The sequence below is a fragment of the Streptomyces sp. ERV7 genome (assembly GCF_001653515.1).
Lineage (GTDB): Bacteria > Actinomycetota > Actinomycetes > Streptomycetales > Streptomycetaceae > Streptomyces.
The window spans coordinates 89,602-109,681 of the sequence record NZ_LYOY01000051.1; the positions used below are offsets into that span (position 1 = coordinate 89,602).

A 20,080-nucleotide genomic window follows, 5' to 3' on the forward strand; every position below is an offset into this window, starting at 1 on the left:
TCATGTCACCTCCAGCTCCAGGATCCTGTCGTCGCCCGGCTTCGGGGTGCCCCGGCCGTCGGTCTCGCTGGTGACCAGGAGCAGGGTGTGCGGCCCCGTCGCGATCACCGTGCGCAGCCGTCCGTAGGCGGACGTCAGGAACGCCTCGGGCGGCGCCAGCGCCTTGGTGCCGTCGAGCGGGATGCGCCACAGCCGCTCGCCGCGCAGGGACGCCATCCAGATGCTGCCCGCCGCATACGCCACACCGCTCGGTGAGGCGTCCGAGGTCTTCCACTGCTCCACCGGGTCCACGAACCCCGGCTTGCTCCCCTTGCCCTCGACCACCGGCCAGCCGTCGTTCTCGCCCGGCCCGATCACATTGAGCTCGTCCCAGGTGTCCTGGCCGAACTCCGAGGCCCACAGCCGCTTCGCGTCGTCCCAGGCCAGGCCCTGCACATTGCGGTGGCCGTACGAGTACACCACCGAGTCCGCCTCGGGGTTGCCGTGCACCGGCTGTCCGTCCGGGGTCATCCGCAGGATCTTGCCGCCCAGCGACTTCTTGTCCTGGGCCAGGCCCCGGTCGCCGGTCTCGCCCGTGCCCGCGTACAGCATCTTGTCCGGGCCGAAGGCGATCCGGCCGCCGTTGTGGATGGTGCCCTTGGGGATGCCCCGCAGGATGGTGTCGGGCGCGCCCAGCTGCTCGCCCGCCGGACGCTTCTCGTCGTAGATCATCCGGGCGATGCGGTTGTCGGACTCGGTGGTGAAGTACGCGAACACCTGGTGGTCCGAGGCGAAGGCGGGGGAGAGGGCGAGGCCGAGCAGGCCGCCCTCGCCGCCCGGTTTGACGCCCGGCACGCTGCCGATCACGGTCTGTTTGCCGGCCGCGTCGACCCGGCTGACCGTGCCCTCGTCGCGCGAGGCGACGAGCAGGCCCCCGCCGGGCAGGGGGGCCACGCCCCAGGGCGACTTCAGTCCCTGGGCCACGGTTCTGATGACCTTCACCGAGCCCTTCGGCGGGGGGAGCTCGGCGGCGGACGCCGTGGCGGAGGCCTTCGGCGAGCTGGGCGCGGGTGTCGAGCGGGCGCCGCCCTCGGGCCGCGGCGCGGTCCCGGACGAGCACCCGGCCGCGAGCACCAGCGCGGCAGCGGCCAACAGGGCCGTCAGAGCAGGACGTTGCACGGTTCGCTTCCTTTCGAGCGGCTGCGGTCTCTACGGTACTTACACCGCCCGAGCCCCTCAGGTTCCCGATACTCCCTCTCCGACTCCGCAGCCTCCCCGATTCCCGGGATCCCTCAGTCTCAGGATCCCTCAGTCCCAGGACCCCCGCGCCCCCGGCAGCCGTTCGATCTCCGCCTCGTCCCGGGCCGTCAGGGCGAGGCCCGCCGCCGCGGCGTTCTCGCGGGCCCACTCCTCGCGCTTGGTGCCCGGCACCGGCACCACGTGCGGCCCCCGGCCGAGCAGCCAGGCCAGGGCGACCTGGGCCGGGGTCACCCCGTCCCCGTGGCGCGCCGCGACCCGGCGCAGCCCCGCCACCACGGGCTGGTTGGCCGCCATCATCTCGGCGGTGAAGCGGGGGTGCCGGGCCCGTACGTCGTCCGGCTCGAAGCCCTGGCCCGGGGTGAGCGTGCCGGTGAGGAAGCCGCTGCCGAGCGGCATCGCGGCCAGGAAGCCCACGCCCCGCGCCGCGCACCACGGCAGCAGCGCGTCCAGCGCCTCGGGGGCCCACACCGACAGCTCCGCCTGGACGGCGCTGACGGGGAAGACCTGCTGTACCCGCTCCAGTTGACGTATCGTCACTTCATGAGGGGCGCCCGGCCGCCGGGCCGTCGGCGCGCCCGTCGCGCACACCCCGAGGGCCCGCACTTTGCCCGCCGTCACCAGCTCCGCCATCGCGCCCCAGGTCTCCTCGACCGGTACGTCGGGGTCCGCGCGGTGCAGCTGGTAGAGGTCGATGACGTCCGTCTGGAGCCGCCGCAGCGAGGCGTCGCAGGCGCGCTTCACATAGCCGGGCCGCCCATCGGCGACCACGTGCGCGTCGCCGCCCACCAGGAGCCCGCACTTGGTGGCGACGAAGGCGTCCGCGCGGCGCTCCTTCAGGGCGCGGCCCACCAGCAGCTCATTGGTGAACGGGCCGTACATGTCCGCCGTGTCGAGCAGGGTGGAGCCGGCGTCGAGCGCTGCGTGCACGGCGCGCAGCGAGCGGTCCCCGCGCTGCTGCGACCTGCTGTACCCCCAGCTCATCGGCATGCAGCCGAGGCCGATCGCGCCCACCTCCAGGGTCGCCGCACCGATAGTCCTGCGCTCCAACTCCCCGTACCCCTCCGACCGCCCTGGGTGTGCCCCCCAAACTAACCTCTGGCCGCCACCGGTCCTGACATAGCCTCCGGGCATGACTGCAGACGTGTGGCTCCCCTTCCCCGCCGACGAGGTCCCGGGCCTGCCCGACGGCCTTCCCTACCGCCTGTGGGACGGCGGTCCCGACTACCCCGCCGACCCCGCCGACTGCGGCTTCTACGTGGTCCCGTACATGAAGGGCACGGCCATCGCGATGCGGCCGCTCGCCGCGATGACCGGTGTACGGGTCGTGCAGACCCTGTCGGCGGGCATCGACCACGTAGAGCCGGGTCTGGGCGCGCTGCCCCGGGGCGTACGGCTCTGCAACGCGCGCGGTGTGCACGAGGCGTCCACCGCCGAGCTCACCCTCGCGCTGATCCTGGCCTCGCTGCGGGGGATTCCCTCGTTCGTCGCGGGGCAGGAGAAGGAGGAGTGGCGGTCCGGCTTCTATCCGGCCCTCGCCGACAAGTCGGTGCTGATCGTCGGGTACGGATCGATCGGCGCGGCCATCGAGGACCGGCTCGCGCCTTTTGAGTGCGCCCGGGTGGCGCGCGTGGCGCGCTCCTGGCGCACGACTGCGCGCGGCCCAGTGCATCCCCTCACCGAACTGCCCGCACTCCTCCCGGAAGCCGACGTGGTGGTCCTCTCCACGCCCCTCACCGAGCAGACGAAGGGCCTGGCGGGCGCAGACTTCCTGGGCCGCATGAAGGACGGAGCACTCCTGGTGAACATGGCCCGGGGCCCGGTCGTGGACACCAAGGCGCTCCTCGCGGAGCTGGAGAGCGGCCGCATCCGCGCCGCCCTGGACGTCACCGATCCGGAGCCGCTGCCCGCCGGACACCCGCTGTGGCGTGCGCCGAACGTTCTGATCAGCCCTCATGTCGGGGGCTCCACTTCGGCGTTCCTGCCGCGCGCGAAGGCGCTGCTCGCCCGCCAGCTGACCAAGTACGCGGCCGGGGAGCCGCTCGACAACGTGGTCCTGACCACCGAGTAGGGCGCCGCCGCCCTCGATCGGCGACTCTGCGCACCGGCCCGAATGCGGTCCGTGTCCCCAACTCCCTTGGTGGTCACGGAGCGTAGAGGAACTATGTCCCTGAGTGACGAGACTGGTGTATCGTCCCGACCGGGGGCTGCGCCGCGTGTCTGGCGGCGCGGGGGAGCGATTGTCACAGCGAGGGGGGCGACGGGCGATGCACGGCCAATGGACCAACGATCCGACGCGGCGGAGCCGCCGACGGCTACCCCGAGGCGCACGAGCGGGGCTTGTGAGGGACCGCACCCGGCCCAGGATCCGCGGCCGGGCCCACACCCTCCCCGACCGCCCGCCCGGCGGCCGCGAGGGCCCATCCGCCGGGCCGGACGAGCGGCCCCCGGGTGCACCGCACCCGTACCGCGACCGGACCCGGAGGGGCCCGGTGAGCGCCCCGGGTGCGGTGCTGCCCCACCGGCCCTTCCCCGGCGGCGGGACCGGCCTGGCCTCCCAGCTCGTCCTCGCGGTGATCTGCGCGGGGTACGCGACGGGGGCGGCGCTCGGCTGGGGATCCCCGGAAGTCGCCGATGTGATGGGGGACTTCGGGCTCAGCGCCGCGGCGATGACGGCCTCGGTCTCCTGCTTCCTCTACGCGCGCGGAGGCGCCGGGGAGGGGGAGAGCCGCTTTCGGCCCGCATGGCTCCTCTTCTCGTTCTCCTCCGCCATGGCGGCGAGCGGCAACGGAGTCTGGGGGTGGTACCAAGTGGTGCTTGAGCACGAGGTCCCCTCGCCCTCCATGGCCGACCTGTTCTTCCTGCTCTTCGCGCCGCCCGCGATCGTCGGGCTCCTCGTGCTGGCCAAGCGGCCGATCACCCGGGCCGGCTGGGTCTGCCTGGGCCTGGACTCCTGGCTGATCGGCGGCTCGCTGCTGACCCTCTCGTGGAGCCTGGCCCTCGCGCACACCGCGCACTTCGACGGCGAGAGCGTCGCCAGGACCGCGCTGACGCTCGCCTACCCGCTGCTCGACATCGTTCTCGTGAGCATGGTGCTCGCGCTGCACTTCCGGCGCTCCTCCGCCAACCGGTCGGCGATCAACACGGCCATCGCCGCGCTCGCCCTGACCGTGCTGTGCGACGCGCTCTACACCTCACCGCTGCTGCGCGAGCACTACCGCTCCGGCCAGCTCCTCGACGCGGGCTGGTTCGCCGCCTCGCTGCTGCTCGCCTACGCGCCGTGGGGAGCCCGCAGGTTCGCCCCGGGCCGCCCGTTCGTGCCGCCACCGCCGGTCCGGCGGCCGGGCGCGCTCCCGGCCGGCCGGCCGATCGCGGGCTCACTGGGCGCGCTCACGCCGTACCTCGCGGCCGCCGTGTGCACCCTGGGGATCCTCTACAACGTGATCGAGGGCCGCCGGGTCGACCGCGTGGTCGTCTTCACCGGGTGCACGGTGGTGCTCGCCCTGGTGCTGCGCCAGGGGATCATGCTCGTGGACAACATCGCGCTGACCCATGAACTGGCCCAGAAGGAGAACCACTTCCGCTCCCTGGTGCAGGGCTCCAGCGACGTCATCATGATCGCCGCGCCCACCGGGATACTGCGCTACGTCAGCCCCGCCGCCGCGGGCGTCTACGGACGGGACGCGGAGGACCTGGTCGGCTCCGAGCTCGCCTCCCTCATCCACCCGGAGGACCTGGGCCGCGTCGTGCACGAGGTGCGGCGCTTCCTGGCCGCGCCCCCGATGGACGAGCCGGCCGGCCGTATCGAGTGCCGCTTCAGGTCGGGCACAGGCGAGTGGCTGAACGTGGAGTCGACCATCAACCGCCATCAGGGCGGCCTCATCCTCAACAGCCGGGACGTCACCGAACGGGTACGCCTGCAGGCCCAGTTGCAGCACAACGCCGAGCACGACCCGCTCACCGACCTGCCCAACCGCGCCCTGTTCACCGAGCGCGTCCGCCAGGCGCTGAGCGGCCGCCGCGCCTCCGACCCGGGCACCGCGGTGCTCTTCATCGACCTCGACGGCTTCAAGCAGGTCAACGACACCATCGGCCATCAGGCCGGCGACGAGCTGCTGATCCAGGCGGCCCGCCGCCTCCAGGACTCGGTGCGCGCGGGCGACACCGCGGCCCGCCTCGGCGGCGACGAGTTCGCCGCCCTGATCCTCGGCGACGGCAGCCGCGACCGGGCGGCCCGCCAGCGCCAGGTGTGCGAGATCGCCGACCGGCTGCGCCTGACGCTCTCGCAGCCGTACCAGATCGACGGCAACGAGGTACGGGTCGCCGCCTCCATCGGCGTCGCCTTCGCCGAGCGCGACGTCAGCGCCCGGGAGCTGATGCGCAACGCCGACCTCGCGATGTACCGGGCCAAGTCCGGGGGCAAGAACCGCGTCGAGATGTACGCGCCGCAGATGCAGGCCGAGGTGGTCCGCAAGACCGAGCTGGCCGCCCGGCTGCGGACCGCGCTGCACGAGGGCGAGTTCGCGCTGCTGCACCAGCCGGTGGTCAATCTGACCACCGGACGGGTCGCCGCGGTGGCCGCGCAGGCGCGCTGGAGATCCGCCCAGGGGATCCTTTTCACCCCGGCCGAATTCCTCCGGGTCGCCGACGACAGCGAGCGCACGGCGGAGCTGGGCCGCTGGCTCCTGGAAGAGGCCGTCGAGCAGGCCGCCGAGCGCGGCAGGGCCGGGCACGCCACCCCGGTCGCGGTCCGCCTCCCCGCCCGCCGGCTGCTGGACAAGTCGATGCCGCTCGGATCCGTGGAAGCCCTGCTGACCAGGCACGGGCTGCCGTCCGGCGCCCTGGTGATCGAGCTGTCCGACAGTGACCCCAGGATCTCCTTCGACGAGCTGGAGCGCCGTCTGGTGGGCCTGCGCAGGCTCGGTGTGCGGATCGCCCTGGACGGCTTCGGCAGCGGGTACGCGGCGATCAACGCCCTGCGCCGGCTCCCCATCGACGTACTGAAACTGGACAGGGGACTGGTCGAGGGCGTGGTCGAGTCCGCCCGGCTGCACAAGATCACCAGCGGGCTGCTGCGGATCGCCTGCGACCTCGGGATGCAGTCCGTGGCCGACGGCGTGGACGTGCCGGAGCAGGTCCTGGCGCTGCGGGCCATGGGGTGCACCCATGGGCAGGGCATGGCCTTCTCCGGGCCGCTGGACGAGTACCGGCTGCGCAGGGCCCTGGTACGGGGCACCTTCCCGGTTCCCGGCGGGGCCGCGTTGCCCGTGCTCAGCGGCCGGGCGCTGCCCTCCGTCCGGGTCAATCACTCAAATAGTGAGACACCCGTCCCACCCACTTGACACGTCCGGGGCGCCGGGGGGAGGGTCATTGCCATGCGCACCCGAATTCTCGTACTTGGAAAGCGCGTCGGCTGAAGCCGGGCCCCTCACGCGGGCCCAGTGGACCACACCCGACGCGCTCCCCTCGCTTGCCTCACGGCACGAGGGGTTTTTTGTTGCACTGGCACCCCTCAAGCACGACAGCGATCTCGACCAAACCCCCGCATAAACCCTCAGCTTCGAGAAGAGAATGCCGATGACCGAGCAGGCCACCGGGGCCCACCACCCGCAGCCGCGGGCCCGTAACGGCGGACACCAGTCCGCCACCGTTGAGCACGTCACGGGCGCGCAGTCCCTCATCCGTTCTCTTGAGGAAGTCGGGGCCGAGACCGTGTTCGGCATCCCGGGCGGCGCCATCCTCCCGGCGTACGACCCGATGATGGACTCGACCCGCGTCCGCCACGTCCTGGTCCGCCACGAGCAGGGCGCCGGCCACGCCGCCACCGGTTACGCGCAGGCCACCGGCAAGGTCGGCGTCTGCATGGCGACCTCGGGGCCCGGCGCCACCAACCTGGTCACCCCGATCGCGGACGCCCACATGGACTCCGTGCCGCTGGTCGCGATCACCGGTCAGGTCTCCTCCAAGGCGATCGGCACCGACGCCTTCCAGGAGGCGGACATCGTCGGCATCACCATGCCGATCACCAAGCACAACTTCCTGGTCACCAAGGCCGAGGACATCCCGCGCACCATCGCGGAGGCCTTCCACATCGCCTCCACCGGCCGCCCGGGCCCGGTCCTGGTCGACATCGCCAAGGACGCCCTCCAGGCACGCACCACCTTCTCCTGGCCGCCGCACATGGACCTGCCGGGCTACCGCCCGGTCACCAAGCCGCACGCCAAGCAGATCCGCGAGGCCGCCAAGCTGATCGTGGCGGCCAAGCGCCCGGTCCTGTACGTCGGCGGCGGCGTCCTGAAGGCCGGCGCCACCGCCGAGCTGAAGGTCCTCGCGGAGCTCACCGGAGCGCCCGTCACCACCACCCTGATGGCGCTCGGCGCCTTCCCCGACAGCCACCCGCTGCACGTGGGGATGCCCGGGATGCACGGTGCGGTCACCGCCGTCACCGCGCTGCAGAAGTCGGACCTGCTGATCGCGCTCGGCACCCGCTTCGACGACCGGGTCACCGGCAAGCTGGACAGCTTCGCCCCGTACGCGAAGATCATCCACGCGGACATCGACCCGGCCGAGATCGGCAAGAACCGCGAGGTCGACGTGCCGATCGTGGGCGACGCCCGCGAGGTCATCGCCGATCTGGTCCAGGCCGTCCAGGCCGAGCACACCGAGGGTCACACCGGCGACTACTCCGCCTGGTGGAACGACCTGAACCGGTGGCGCGACACCTACCCGCTCGGCTACGAGCAGCCGGGCGACGGCAGCCTCTCGCCGCAGCAGGTCATCCAGCGCATCGGTGAGCTCGCCCCCGCCGACACCATCTACGCGGCCGGCGTCGGCCAGCACCAGATGTGGGCCGCCCACTTCATCAACTACGAGCGCCCCGCCACCTGGCTGAACTCCGGCGGCGCCGGAACGATGGGGTACGCGGTCCCGGCGGCCATGGGCGCCAAGGCCGGTATGCCGGACCGCCCGGTCTGGGCGATCGACGGCGACGGCTGCTTCCAGATGACCAACCAGGAGCTCACCACGTGTGCGCTCAACAACATCCCGATCAAGGTCGCCATCATCAACAACGGCGCCCTCGGGATGGTCCGCCAGTGGCAGACCCTCTTCTACAACCAGCGCTACTCCAACACCGTGCTGCACAGCGGCCCGGAGGCCACCGGCAAGGAGCCCAGCGCCGGCACCCGCGTCCCGGACTTCGTGAAGCTGTCGGAGGCCATGGGCTGCTACGCGATCCGCTGTGAGCGCCCGGAGGACCTGGACAAGGCCATCGAAGAGGCCAACTCGATCAACGACCGCCCGGTCGTCATCGACTTCATCGTCCATGAGGACGCCCAGGTGTGGCCGATGGTCGCCGCCGGCACCTCCAACGACGAGGTCATGGCCGCCCGCGGCGTCCGTCCCGACTTCGGCGACAACGAAGACGACTGAGAGAGCAGAGAGAGACCGCCACCATGTCCACCAAGCACACGCTCTCCGTCCTGGTCGAGAACACCCCCGGCATCCTCGCCCGGATCGCCGCGCTGTTCTCCCGCCGCGGTTTCAACATCGACTCGCTCGCCGTCGGTGTCACCGAACACCCCGACATCTCCCGCATCACCATTGTGGTCAATGTCGAGGACCTGCCCCTGGAGCAGGTGACGAAACAGCTCAACAAGCTGGTCAACGTCCTGAAGATCGTCGAACTCGAGCCCAGCGCTGCGATCCAGCGTGAACTCGTTCTGGTGAAGGTGCGCGCCGACAACGAAACGCGCTCCCAGATCGTCGAGATCGTCCAGTTGTTCCGCGCCAAGACCGTCGACGTCTCGCCCGAGGCCGTGACCATCGAGGCCACCGGCGGCGCCGACAAGCTGGAGGCGATGCTCAAGATGCTGGAGCAGTTCGGCATCAAGGAGCTCGTCCAGTCCGGGACGATCGCCATAGGGCGCGGCTCGCGGTCCATCACCGACCGCAGTCTGCGGGCCCTGGACCGCACGGCCTGAACCCGCCCCTCGCGGTGTTCGTATCGCGAGACTCAAAACTTCCCCTGGCATCCCCGCCGTACGGTGGGACGCAACACCAGCACACCAAGGAGATATCCCAGTGGCCGAGCTGTTCTACGACGCCGACGCCGACCTGTCCATCATCCAGGGCCGCAAGGTCGCTGTGATCGGTTACGGCAGCCAGGGCCACGCCCACGCGCTGTCGCTCCGTGACTCGGGTGTCGACGTCCGCGTCGGTCTGCACGAGGGCTCCAAGTCCAAGGCCAAGGCCGAGGAGCAGGGCCTGCGCGTGGTCACGCCCGCCGAGGCCGCCGCCGAGGCCGACGTCATCATGATCCTGGTCCCGGACCCGATCCAGGCCCAGGTCTACGAGGAGTCCATCAAGGACAACCTGAAGGACGGCGACGCGCTGTTCTTCGGCCACGGCCTCAACGTCCGCTTCGGCTTCATCAAGGCCCCCGAGGGCGTCGACGTCTGCATGGTCGCCCCCAAGGGCCCGGGCCACCTGGTCCGCCGCCAGTACGAGGAGGGCCGCGGCGTCCCGTGTATCGCGGCCGTCGAGCAGGACGCGACCGGCAACGGCTTCGCGCTCGCGCTCTCGTACGCCAAGGGCATCGGCGGCACCCGGGCCGGCGTCATCAAGACGACCTTCACCGAGGAGACCGAGACCGACCTCTTCGGTGAGCAGGCCGTGCTCTGCGGCGGTACGTCCGCGCTGGTCAAGGCGGGCTTCGAGACCCTCGTCGAGGCGGGCTACCAGCCGGAGATCGCCTACTTCGAGTGCCTCCACGAGCTGAAGCTCATCGTCGACCTGATGTACGAGGGCGGCCTGGAGAAGATGCGCTGGTCGGTCTCCGAGACCGCCGAGTGGGGCGACTACGTCACCGGCCCCCGCATCATCACCGCCGACACCAAGGCCGAGATGAAGAAGGTCCTCACCGAGATCCAGGACGGCACCTTCGCCAAGAACTGGATGGACGAGTACCACGGCGGTCTGAAGAAGTACAACGAGTACAAGACCCAGGACGAGAACCACCTCCTGGAGACCACCGGCAAGGAGCTGCGCAAGCTCATGAGCTGGGTGAACGACGACGAGGCGTAAGCCTTCGCGAGGGGCCGCGGCACTGCGCCGCGGCCCCTTGTCCATCTCGTCCACACCCGGACGAGTGGTTTTCCGCCACGGCGGAAAACACCGCCTGGAGCACCACTACACTGCTGCTCAAACACATCGCGTCAGGCCCACAGCGTCGTGCGTCTTCCACGCGGCTAGCACCCTCCACCGCCTGCGGCCGTCGGGACGGCCGTCCGCATTGGACTTGTGAGGACTCACGTGAGCTCGAAACCTGTCGTACTCATCGCTGAAGAGCTGTCGCCCGCCACCGTCGACGCCCTTGGTCCGGACTTCGAGATCCGGCACTGCAACGGAGCCGACCGCGCCGAACTGCTGCCCGCCATCGCCGACGTGGACGCGATCCTGATCCGTTCCGCGACCAAGGTCGACGCCGAGGCCGTAGCCGCCGCGAAGAAGCTGAGGGTCGTCGCCCGCGCGGGCGTGGGCCTGGACAACGTGGACGTCTCCGCCGCCACCAAGGCCGGCGTGATGGTCGTCAACGCCCCGACCTCCAACATCGTCACCGCCGCCGAGCTCGCCTGCGGCCTGCTCGTCGCCACCGCGCGCAACATCCCGCAGGCCAACACCGCGCTGAAGAACGGCGAGTGGAAGCGGAACAAGTACACCGGCGTCGAGCTGAGCGAGAAGACCCTCGGCGTGGTCGGCCTCGGCCGCATCGGCGTCCTGGTCGCCCAGCGCATGTCGGCCTTCGGGATGAAGATCGTCGCGTACGACCCCTATGTGCAGCCCGCGCGCGCCGCGCAGATGGGCGTCAAGCTCCTCACCCTCGACGAGCTGCTCCAGGTCGCGGACTTCATCACCGTGCACCTGCCCAAGACCCCCGAGACCCTCGGTCTCATCGGCGACGAGGCGCTCCACAAGGTCCAGCCGCACGTCCGCATCGTGAACGCGGCGCGCGGCGGCATCGTCGACGAGGCCGCGCTGTACTCGGCGCTCAAGGAGGGCCGCGTCGCGGGCGCGGGCCTGGACGTGTACGCGAAGGAGCCCTGCACGGACTCCCCGCTCTTCGAGCTCGACCAGGTCGTCTGCACCCCGCACCTCGGTGCCTCCACCGACGAGGCCCAGGAGAAGGCGGGTATCGCGGTCGCCCGCTCGGTGCGCCTGGCGCTCGCCGGCGAGCTGGTGCCGGACGCGGTCAACGTGCAGGGCGGTGTCATCGCCGAGGACGTCAAGCCGGGTCTGCCGCTCGCGGAGCGCCTGGGCCGGATCTTCACCGCGCTCGCGGGCGAGGTGGCGGTCCGCCTCGACGTCGAGGTGTACGGCGAGATCACCCAGCACGATGTGAAGGTGCTAGAACTCAGCGCGCTCAAGGGCGTGTTCGAGGACGTGGTCGACGAGACCGTCAGCTACGTCAACGCCCCGCTCTTCGCCCAGGAGCGCGGTGTCGAGGTGCGTCTGACCACGAGCAGCGAGTCCCCGGACCACCGCAACGTGGTCACCGTGCGCGGCACGCTCTCGGGCGGCGAGGAGGTCGCGGTCTCCGGCACGCTGGCGGGCCCCAAGCACCTCCAGAAGATCGTGGCGATCGGCGACTTCGACGTGGACCTGGCGCTCGCCGACCACATGGTCGTGCTGCGCTACGAGGACCGTCCGGGCGTCGTCGGCACGGTCGGCCAGATCCTCGGCGAGGCGGGCCTGAACATCGCCGGTATGCAGGTCGCCCGCGCGGAGGAGGGCGGCGAGGCACTCGCGGTCCTGACGGTGGACGACACGGTGCCGCAGCCGGTGCTGACGGAGGTCGCGGAGACGATCGGCGCGACGTCCGCGCGGTCGGTCAACCTGGTCTGATCCCTCGACCGCGGACCGTGCGGCCACGCACGGTCCGCGGTCGAAGGACCGCCTCCGGTGCGAAGCGCCGACCCCGCCATACGCACGTATTACACAGATGTATAAAACCAGGTAGGCTCCCCGCATGGGACACCGTGAGGATCTGCTGGAGGGCGCCAAGCGCTGCCTCCTGGAGAAGGGCTTCGCGCGGACGACCGCGCGGGACATCGTCAAGGAGTCGGGGACGAATCTGGCGTCCATCGGCTACCACTACGGCTCCAAGGACGCACTGCTCGCGCAGGCGTACATCGCCCTGGTGGAGGGCGTCTCCGTCGCCTTCGACGCGCCCGAGCAGGTGGCGGCCACCGCGCCCGGCTCCCTGGAGCGCTTCCAGGAGGTGTGGTCGAACATCATCGCCACCATGGAGCAGCCCGGCTCGATGTGGCACCTCAGCATGGAGATCATCGCCATGGGCGACCAGCTGCCGGGGGTCCGCGACCATCTGGCGCAGGCCCAGCGCGAGGGTGCGCGCGGCATCATCCCCATGTTCATGGGCGGTGAGGAGTCCGAGGTCGGTGACGACGAGGTCGACACGCTCGGCAAGCTCTATATGACGATGATGATGGGGCTCATCGCCCAGTGGACCTTCGACCCGGGGACGGCGGCGAGTGCGGCCGAACTGACCGAGGGGCTGCGGCGGCTCATCGCCTCCGCCGGACTCGGGAACGGTGAGGGCAAGCCCTCACAGGCGTGAGGCCTTCAGGGCCATGTGCAGCAGCAGCCGGTCCTCGCCCTCGTCGAGGTCCAGGCCGGTGAGCTGCTCGACCCGGGAGAGCCGGTAGTAGAGGGTCTGGCGGTGGATGCCCAGCGCCGCCGCCGTACGGCCCGCCTGGCCCGCGCAGTCGAGGAACACCTCGGCGGTGCGGGCCAGTTCGGTGTGGGCCGGGGTGAGCAGGGCGCGGACCGCCACGTCCTGGGGCGCGGTGTCGGGGAGCGCGGTCAGCAGCCGGTACGGGCCGATCCCTGCCCACTGGGCGACCGGGCCGAGCCCCGGTTCGGCCAGTGCGGCCCGGGCCGCCGAGGCCGCCTCGTGCCAGGAGGCGGGCAGCTCGCCCAGGCCCCGGCGGGCGAGCGCGACCCCGGCCGCGGCGCCCGGCCCCGCCGTGGCGCGCAGCCGCTCGGCGGCGGTCAGCGCGGGCGCCGGCGCGTCGGCCGAGCGGAGCCGGACGAGCGCGCCGAGCACCTGGCCGCGCGGGGCCGCGGGCTCACCCGCCGCCTCCTCGCCGTGCGCCCCCCACGGCACCGTGCACAGCGCCGCCGTCCCGGGGACGGTCCGTACCGACGGCGTCTCCTGGGGCCAGGGGCTGACGCAGACCACCGCGTGCAGACCGTCCGCGTCCGGGCCCAGCGCCGCCCGCAGGGCCGCCGTCGCGGTGTCGCGCTGCCAGCCCCGTCCGGCGGTCAGGGCCGCCCGGAACTCACGGGAGAGGTCGGTGCCCGCCTGTGCCTCGTCGGCGAGCAGTCCGCCGATCCGGGAGGCCACCTCCATCGCGGCGGCGAGGCGGTCCTCGTCCGGCCCGGGGTCGGCGTCCAGGAGCCACACGTAGCCGAGCACCACGCCCCGGTGGCGCACCGGAAGGCAGATCCGGTCGCGGTTGACGCCCGCCTCGGGGGCGGCCGGGATGCGGACGGGGCCGGTCGCGCGGGTGATGCCGAACCCCTCGAACCAGGCGCGGACGGCCGGGGTGGAGCGGCGGGTCAGGATCGAGCGGGTGCGCACCGGGTCCATGGCCGAGTCGTCCTCGGAGTCGTGCGCACCGAAGGCGATCAGCCCGAAGTCCCGGTCCTCCAGGGTCGCGGGGGCACCGAGCAGCGCCGAGATCTCATCGACCAGGTCCTGGTAGTCGCCCTTCACAGCAGCCATTCTCGCGCACTTCGGCGCCGCCTTCAGACATCTGTCTGAGATGCGGGGCACGGATGCGTGACAGGTGTCGATGGCCGAGGATCGGAAGGATCCTTAGGTTTCACGGTGGTTCTCCGTGCCGTTCCCGGATCGTCGGGTTTCGGCCCCCTGCTACCCCTTTCCATGGAGGTGCCCCGTGCTGGGTCCCGTGATCCTCGCCGCGTCGCGCAGCGACAAGATGCGCCGTTTCATCTCGGCCGCCCCCGGCACCAAGCAGGTCGTCGACCGGTTCATCGCCGGGGAGACGGTCGACCAGGTCGTGCCGATCGTCAAGGACGCCGCCGGCAAGGGCCTGGAGGTCACCCTGGACGTGGTGGGCGAGGACATCACCACCGTGGAGCAGTCGTACGCCGCGCGCGACGCCTACCTCCAGCTGGTCGAGCGCCTCAAGGACCTGGACCTCGGCACCCGCGCCGAGATGTCCGTGAAGCTGTCGATGTTCGGCCAGGCGCTGGACGGCGGCCACGAGCTCGCCCTCGCCAACGTGCGCCCGGTCGTCGAGGCCGCCGCCGCCATCGGCACCACGGTCACCCTGGACGCCGAGGACCACACCACCCTCGACTCGATGTTCGCCATCCACGAGGAGCTGCGGAAGGACTTCCCGCAGACCGGCTGCGTCATCCAGGCGTACCTCTTCCGCACCGAGGAGGACGCCCGCCGGCTGGCCGCCGCCGGCAGCCGGGTCCGGATCGTGAAGGGTGCCTACAAGGAGCCCGCCTCCGTCGCGTACCAGGACAAGGGCGAGATCGACAAGGCGTACGTCCGCGTCCTGAAGATCCTGATGGACGGCGAGGCGTACCCGATGATCGGGTCGCACGACCCCCGTCTGATAGCCATCACCCAGGAGCTCGCGCGCCGCGCCGGGCGCAAGCTGGACGAGTACGAGTTCCAGATGCTGTACGGCATCCGCAGCGACGAGCACGTCCGGCTCGCGGCCGAGGGCCACCGGATGCGCGTCTACACGGCGTACGGCACCGACTGGTACGGCTACTTCATGCGCCGTCTGGCGGAGAAGCCGGCCAACCTGCTCTTCTTCGCCCGCTCCATCCTCACCAAGGGCTGAGCCCACCACCCCTCATCAAGGAGTTCAGAGACTCATGGACGCTGTAACCCAGGTCCCCGCTCCCGTCAACGAGCCGGTGCACGGCTACGCCCCGGGTTCGCCCGAGCGCGCGCGCCTGGAGGCCAAGCTCAAGGAGCTGGCCGAGAACCCGATCGAGCTGGCGATGACCATCGGCGGCGAGAAGCGGATGGGCGGCGGGGAGCGCTTCGACGTCGTGCAGCCGCACAACCACAAGGCCGTCATCGGCACCTACGCCAACGCGACCACGCAGGACGCGCAGGACGCGGTCGACGCCGCGCTCGCCGCCGCCCCGGCGTGGCGTGCGATGTCCTTCGACGACCGCGCCGCGATCATCCTGCGCGCCGCCGAGCTGCTCGCCGGCCCCTGGCGCGAGACGCTGGCCGCCTCCACGATGCTCGGCCAGTCGAAGACCGCCCAGCAGGCCGAGATCGACACCCCGTGCGAGCTCGTCGACTTCTGGCGCTTCAACGTCCACTACGCCCGTCAGCTGCTCGCCGAGCAGCCCCCGGCGAACTCCCCGGGCGTGTGGAACCGGATGGACCACCGTCCGCTGGAAGGTTTCGTCTACGCGATCACGCCGTTCAACTTCACGGCCATCGCGGGCAACCTGCCGACCGCCCCGGCCCTGATGGGCAACGTGGTCGTGTGGAAGCCGTCCCCGACCCAGACCCACGCCGCCGTGCTGCTGATGCAGCTCCTGGAGGAGGCCGGTCTGCCCAAGGGCGTCATCAACCTGGTCACCGGTGACGGTCTGGCCGTCTCCGAGATCGCGCTGAACCACCGCGACCTGGCGGGCATCCACTTCACCGGTTCCACCAAGACCTTCCAGCACCTGTGGAAGACGGTCGGCACCAACATCGAGAAGTACCGCACCTACCCGCGTCTGGTCGGCGAGACCGGCGGCAAGGACTTCGTCGTCGCGCACCCCAGCGCCGACCGCGCCGTCCTGAAGACCGCGCTGACCCGTGGCTCCTTCGAGTTCCAGGGCCAGAAGTGCTCCGCGTCCTCGCGTGCGTACGTCCCGGCCTCGATCTGGAACGACGGCTTCAAGGAGGAGTTCGCGGCCGAGGTCGACGGCATCACCATGGGTGACGTCACCGATCTGTCGAACTTCATCGGCGCCGTCATCGACGAGCGCTCGTTCGCCAAGAACAAGGCCGCGATCGACCGCGCCGAGGCCGACGCCTCCTGCACGATCGTGGCCGGCGGCACCTACGACGACTCGGTCGGCTACTTCGTCCGCCCGACCGTCATCGAGTGCTCGGACCCCGAGAACGAGGTCTTCACGACCGAGTACTTCGGCCCGATCCTGGCGATCCACGTCTACGACGACGAGAAGTACGACGAGATGCTGGAGCAGATGGAGTCGGTCTCCGACTACGCCCTCACCGGCGCCGTCATCTCCCATGACCGCGCGGCGGCCGCGTACACGATGGACAAGCTCCGCTACGCGGCGGGCAACTTCTACATCAACGACAAGTCGACCGGTGCCGTCGTCGGCCAGCAGCCCTTCGGCGGCGGCCGCGCCTCGGGCACCAACGACAAGGCGGGCGCCCCCCAGAACCTGATGCGCTGGACGCTGACCCGCGCCATCAAGGAGACCCTGGTCCCGCCGACCGACTACACGTACCCCCACATGGGCTGACACGTAGTCATCTCTGAACCCCGCCCCCGTCCTTGGTCCCCCAACCGAGGACGGGGGCGGTTTCCATTTCCCCGGTGGCTCACAGCTTCCGGGTGAGGAAGTCGTCGATCAGCGAGGCGATCTGGGCCGCGTGCGTCTCCAGGGCGAAGTGGCCGGTGGGCAGGAGGTGGACCTCCGCCTCGGGCTGGTCGCGCAGGAAGGCGAGCGCCCCGGCCGGGACGAAGATCTCGTCGTGGGCGCCCCAGGTGGCCAGGAGCGGGACCCCGCTGGTGCGGAAGTACTCCTGGAAGGCCGGGTAGAGGTCGAAGTTGGAGCCGTAGTCGGCCATCAGGTCGAGCTGGATCGCGTCCTGGCCGTCGCGGGCCATCAGCGCCGCGTCGTGGTGGTACGCGTCCGGGCTCACCAGGGACGGGTCCGGGAGGCCGTGCAGATACTGCCACTTGATCCCCTCCAGGGAGCGGATCTCGCGCACCGGCGCCTCGGTCTCGGGCGTGCGCCCGGCGATCAGCGCGAGCGGCGCCTCCCAGGCCTCGCCCAGGCCCTCGGTGTACGCGTTGCCGTTCTGCGTGACGATCGCGGTGACGCGCTCGGGGTGCTTCAGCGCCAGCCGCAGCCCGATGGGCGCGCCGTAGTCCTGGATGTAGAGCGCGTACCGGGTGAGGCCGATCTCCTCGGTGAACTCCAGGGTCAGGGCGGCCAGATGGGCGAAGGTGTACGCGAACTCCTCGGCCGAGGGCGCCGAGGAGCGGCCGAAGCCGAGGTGGTCCGGGGCGATCACGTGGTAGCGGGCGGCCAGCTCGGGGATCAGGTCGCGGAACATGTGGGAGCTGGTGGGGAAGCCGTGCAGGAGCAGCAGGGCGGGGGCGTCGGGCGACCCCGCCTCCCGGTAGAAGATCTCCTGGCCGCCGACGGCCACGGTCCGGTAGTGGATCTGCTCCGCGCTCATTTCTAACCCCTCATGCTCGGTTGACCGGTTCGCTCGGTACGTGAGCAGCCAACCATGAACCGTTCTAACCGGTCAAGTGTTTTAGAAGGGTTAGGGGTGAGAGGGGGGTGGAGCCGGGGTCAGATCTCCACCAGCACCTGCTCCAGTGACTTCCTCACGAGGTCGGGGACTTCGCATTCCGGCGCCGGATAGCCGACCGGGATCACCGCGAACGCCTTCTCGTTGACGGGGCGGCCCAGCACCTCGCGCAGGAACCGCATCGGGCTCGGGGTGTGGACCAGCGCGGCCAGACCGCTCTGGTGCAGGGCGCTCAGCAGCATCCCGACCGCGATCCCGACCGACTCGTCCACGTAGTAGTGCTTGTGCTTGGTGCCGTCCTCGGCCAGCCAGTAGCGCTGCTGGAAGACCACGATCAGGGCCGGGGCGTCGGTGAGATGGCTCTTGACGGCGTCCGTGCCCAGCGGGCGCAGCGCCGCCAGCCACTCCTCGCCGAGCCGGCCGTCGTAGGAGACCCGCTCCTCGTGCTCGGCCGCCTCCCGTATCCGCCGCCGGATCTGCGGATCGCGGACGAGGACGAAGGTCCAGGGCTGCTGGTGCGCGCCCGAAGGGGCGGTCGCCGCGCAGGCGACGGCGTCCCGGACGGCCTGCTCGGGGATCGGGTCCGGGGAGAACTGCCGTACGGTCCGGCGCTCGTCCATGGTGGTGCGCAGCCGGGCCGCTCGCGCCAGGGACTCGGTGGCGGGCATCCGGGCGGGGCGGTAGGGGACCGGGCGGTAGGGCTCGCCGTGGGTGGGCGTCCACTGCTGCTGCGGGGAGGGTGACATGAAAGCGAGTCTGGAGCAGCCGCGCCCGGCGCGTAAGAGCGCGAAGCGGCCTGCCACAGTGGGCCCATGACTGAGTCTCAGCACACCGCGCACACCTCGCAGCTCGGCCCGGACGGCCTGCCGAGGATCCGCGCACTGCTCGACACCGCCTTCGACGGGGACTTCAGCGACCAGGACTGGGACCACGGCCTCGGCGGCGTCCACTCGTTCCTCGACGACGAGCAGGGGCTCGCCGCGCACGGCAGCGTGATCATGCGCCGGGTGCTGCACGGCGGCCGGTCCTACCGCGTCGGCTACGTCGAGGCCGTCGCCGTGCGCGAGGACCGGCGCCGCCAGGGGCTGGGCGGGCGGGTCATGGCAGCCCTGGAGCACGTCATCGACGAGGCGTACGAGTTCGGCGCCCTCTCCGCCTCCGACGAGGGCGCCGCGCTCTACCGGGCGCGCGGCTGGCAGGTCTGGCCCGGACGGATCGAAGTGCTGAGCCCGGACGGGGTGGTGCGCCTCGCCGAGGAGGAGGGCACCACCTACCTCCGCCCGGCCGCGGGCGGCGCACTGCCCGACCCCGCGCAGCCGCTGGTCTTCGACTGGCGGGACGGCGACGTGCTGTGACGGCGGGCCGCGGCGACGGCGGCCGGATCCACCGGACGGGCCCTACAGGACGCCCGCGTCCCGGGCCGTCCACACCGACGGGTACAGCGGGCGGAAGCCCAGCTCGTCCCGGATCCGCAGGGTCGACACGATCGTGTAGAACGGGTCCGGGTCGGTGCGCTGCGCCAGCTCCGGCGGCACCTCGACCCCGTTGAGCTGGTGCAGCTCGACCGCCGTCACCGGGCAGTCGTCCGCGATGTTGTACTTGCGGCCCGCCACCCCCGGCGCGTACAGCAGCCGCGTCAGACCCTGTGCCACGTCCGCGTGGTGCACCATCGGCAGCCGCTGGTGCGCCGCCCACTGGCCCGCCCAGTGCACCGAGTGCGCCAGATGTGGGTCGCCCTCGCCGTAGACGAAGGCGAGCGCGCCCACCCGGACGTCCAGACCGTGCTCGCGGTGCAGGGCGAACAGGCCCTCCTCGGCGGCCGCCTTGGACTCCGCGTACGTCCCCCACAGCGGGCCGCCGGGCAGCGGCGCGTCGTCCTCGGTCAGCGGGCGCCCGCGCCCCAGGCCGTACGCCAGGTTCGACGACACCTGGACGAACCGGCTCACCCCGGCCTCCAGCGACGCCCGGCCGAGCGCGAGGGCCGCGTCGCGGTTGACCCCGCGGTTCTCCTCGTCCGGCACGTCGCGGTAGGCCACCGCGAGGTTCACCACCGCGTCCACCCCCGCCAGCGCCTTGCGCACCGCCTCCTCGTCGCGCACATCGCCGACCGCCACCTCATGGGCGCCGAGGGCGGCGCCGCGGGCCTCGTCGCGCACCAGGACCCGCACCACGTCGGCCCGCTGGACCAGCCTCGGCACGAACCTGCGGCCGACCTCGCCCGTCGCCCCCGTCACCAGAATCCGCATC

General features: G+C 71.3%; 16 protein-coding genes. 10 read left to right on the forward strand and 6 right to left on the reverse strand.

The features are described from left to right. Together A8W25_RS23290 and A8W25_RS23295 are read right to left on the reverse strand one after the other, a co-directional pair. Positions 1–1,158, reverse strand: coding sequence for a PQQ-dependent sugar dehydrogenase (locus A8W25_RS23290; protein WP_234386559.1), 1,158 nt, complete (start codon positions 1,156–1,158; stop codon positions 1–3). A 129-nt stretch (positions 1,159–1,287) separates the two neighbouring features. Further along, positions 1,288–2,286, reverse strand: a complete 999-nt coding sequence (locus A8W25_RS23295; protein WP_079126329.1) for an aldo/keto reductase — start codon at positions 2,284–2,286, stop codon at positions 1,288–1,290. An 82-nt stretch (positions 2,287–2,368) separates the two neighbouring features. Here A8W25_RS23295 and A8W25_RS23300 point away from each other — a divergent pair, with 82 nt between their 5' ends. The 7 genes from A8W25_RS23300 (at position 2,369) to A8W25_RS23330 (ending at position 12,871) form a co-directional block, all read left to right on the forward strand. Beyond that, positions 2,369–3,307 (forward strand): 2-hydroxyacid dehydrogenase, encoded by a 939-nt coding sequence (locus A8W25_RS23300; RefSeq protein WP_067164598.1) that lies wholly within the window; start codon positions 2,369–2,371, stop codon positions 3,305–3,307. Between the two features lie 421 nt (positions 3,308–3,728). After that, positions 3,729–6,578 carry a putative bifunctional diguanylate cyclase/phosphodiesterase gene (locus A8W25_RS23305; RefSeq protein WP_067164600.1) on the forward strand — a complete coding sequence of 950 codons (2,850 nt, stop codon included), beginning with the start codon at positions 3,729–3,731 and terminating at the stop codon, positions 6,576–6,578. A 229-nt stretch (positions 6,579–6,807) separates the two neighbouring features. Next, positions 6,808–8,667 (forward strand): acetolactate synthase large subunit, encoded by a 1,860-nt coding sequence (locus A8W25_RS23310; protein WP_067164601.1) that lies wholly within the window; start codon positions 6,808–6,810, stop codon positions 8,665–8,667. 23 nt (positions 8,668–8,690) lie between these two features. Next, positions 8,691–9,218: an acetolactate synthase small subunit gene (ilvN, locus tag A8W25_RS23315; RefSeq protein ID WP_067164603.1), complete on the forward strand. Its 528-nt coding sequence runs from the start codon at positions 8,691–8,693 to the stop codon at positions 9,216–9,218. 100 nt (positions 9,219–9,318) lie between these two features. Beyond that, complete coding sequence (ilvC, locus tag A8W25_RS23320) at positions 9,319–10,320, forward strand: ketol-acid reductoisomerase (protein ID WP_067164605.1); 1,002 nt, start codon at positions 9,319–9,321, stop codon at positions 10,318–10,320. 228 nt (positions 10,321–10,548) lie between these two features. After that, complete coding sequence (gene serA / locus A8W25_RS23325; protein WP_067164607.1) at positions 10,549–12,138, forward strand: phosphoglycerate dehydrogenase; 1,590 nt, start codon at positions 10,549–10,551, stop codon at positions 12,136–12,138. A gap of 124 nt (positions 12,139–12,262) precedes the next feature. Then, a complete protein-coding gene (locus A8W25_RS23330; protein ID WP_067164609.1) occupies positions 12,263–12,871 on the forward strand; it encodes a TetR/AcrR family transcriptional regulator in 609 nt (202 codons plus the stop codon). On the opposite strand, the gene A8W25_RS23335 is transcribed toward A8W25_RS23330, so the two are convergent. Beyond that, the gene (locus tag A8W25_RS23335; protein WP_067164611.1) at positions 12,860–14,032 is read right to left on the reverse strand and encodes a PucR family transcriptional regulator; all 1,173 of its coding nucleotides are present in this window, start codon (positions 14,030–14,032) and stop codon (positions 12,860–12,862) included. The genes A8W25_RS23330 and A8W25_RS23335 overlap by 12 nt on opposite strands. A gap of 184 nt (positions 14,033–14,216) precedes the next feature. On the opposite strand from A8W25_RS23335, the gene A8W25_RS23340 reads away from it, so the two are divergent. Further along, entirely contained in the window at positions 14,217–15,143 is a 927-nt protein-coding gene (locus A8W25_RS23340) for a proline dehydrogenase family protein (RefSeq protein ID WP_067164613.1), read from the forward strand. Positions 15,144–15,177: 34 nt separating this feature from the next. Beyond that, positions 15,178–16,809: an L-glutamate gamma-semialdehyde dehydrogenase gene (gene pruA / locus A8W25_RS23345; RefSeq protein ID WP_067164615.1), complete on the forward strand. Its 1,632-nt coding sequence runs from the start codon at positions 15,178–15,180 to the stop codon at positions 16,807–16,809. A 79-nt stretch (positions 16,810–16,888) separates the two neighbouring features. Here pruA and A8W25_RS23350 read toward each other — a convergent pair whose 3' ends face one another. Together A8W25_RS23350 and A8W25_RS23355 are read right to left on the reverse strand one after the other, a co-directional pair. Continuing rightward, positions 16,889–17,755, reverse strand: coding sequence for an alpha/beta fold hydrolase (locus A8W25_RS23350; RefSeq protein ID WP_067164617.1), 867 nt, complete (start codon positions 17,753–17,755; stop codon positions 16,889–16,891). A 119-nt stretch (positions 17,756–17,874) separates the two neighbouring features. Further along, positions 17,875–18,579, reverse strand: coding sequence for a nitroreductase family protein (locus tag A8W25_RS23355; protein ID WP_067164619.1), 705 nt, complete (start codon positions 18,577–18,579; stop codon positions 17,875–17,877). A 66-nt stretch (positions 18,580–18,645) separates the two neighbouring features. Between A8W25_RS23355 and A8W25_RS23360 the strand changes: the two genes are divergently transcribed. Then, entirely contained in the window at positions 18,646–19,188 is a 543-nt protein-coding gene (locus A8W25_RS23360) for a GNAT family N-acetyltransferase (protein ID WP_067164621.1), read from the forward strand. Positions 19,189–19,230: 42 nt separating this feature from the next. On the opposite strand, the gene A8W25_RS23365 is transcribed toward A8W25_RS23360, so the two are convergent. Next, positions 19,231–20,079 carry an NAD-dependent epimerase/dehydratase family protein gene (locus A8W25_RS23365; RefSeq protein ID WP_067164623.1) on the reverse strand — a complete coding sequence of 283 codons (849 nt, stop codon included), beginning with the start codon at positions 20,077–20,079 and terminating at the stop codon, positions 19,231–19,233. Between the last annotated feature and the right edge of the window lies 1 nt (position 20,080).

Excerpts from the sequence above, each read along its gene's own strand:
- A8W25_RS23300 (WP_067164598.1), top strand. The coding sequence starts at position 2,369 with ATGACTGCAGACGTGTGGCTCCCCTTCCCCGCCGACGAGGTCCCGGGC.
- A8W25_RS23310 (WP_067164601.1), top strand. The coding sequence starts at position 6,808 with ATGCCGATGACCGAGCAGGCCACCGGGGCCCACCACCCGCAGCCGCGG.
- ilvN (WP_067164603.1), top strand. The coding sequence starts at position 8,691 with ATGTCCACCAAGCACACGCTCTCCGTCCTGGTCGAGAACACCCCCGGC.
- A8W25_RS23330 (WP_067164609.1), top strand. The coding sequence starts at position 12,263 with ATGGGACACCGTGAGGATCTGCTGGAGGGCGCCAAGCGCTGCCTCCTG.
- pruA (WP_067164615.1), top strand. The coding sequence starts at position 15,178 with ATGGACGCTGTAACCCAGGTCCCCGCTCCCGTCAACGAGCCGGTGCAC.
- A8W25_RS23350 (WP_067164617.1), bottom strand. The coding sequence starts at position 17,755 with ATGAGCGCGGAGCAGATCCACTACCGGACCGTGGCCGTCGGCGGCCAG.
- A8W25_RS23355 (WP_067164619.1), bottom strand. The coding sequence starts at position 18,579 with ATGTCACCCTCCCCGCAGCAGCAGTGGACGCCCACCCACGGCGAGCCC.
- A8W25_RS23360 (WP_067164621.1), top strand. The coding sequence starts at position 18,646 with ATGACTGAGTCTCAGCACACCGCGCACACCTCGCAGCTCGGCCCGGAC.
- A8W25_RS23365 (WP_067164623.1), bottom strand. The coding sequence starts at position 20,079 with ATGCGGATTCTGGTGACGGGGGCGACGGGCGAGGTCGGCCGCAGGTTC.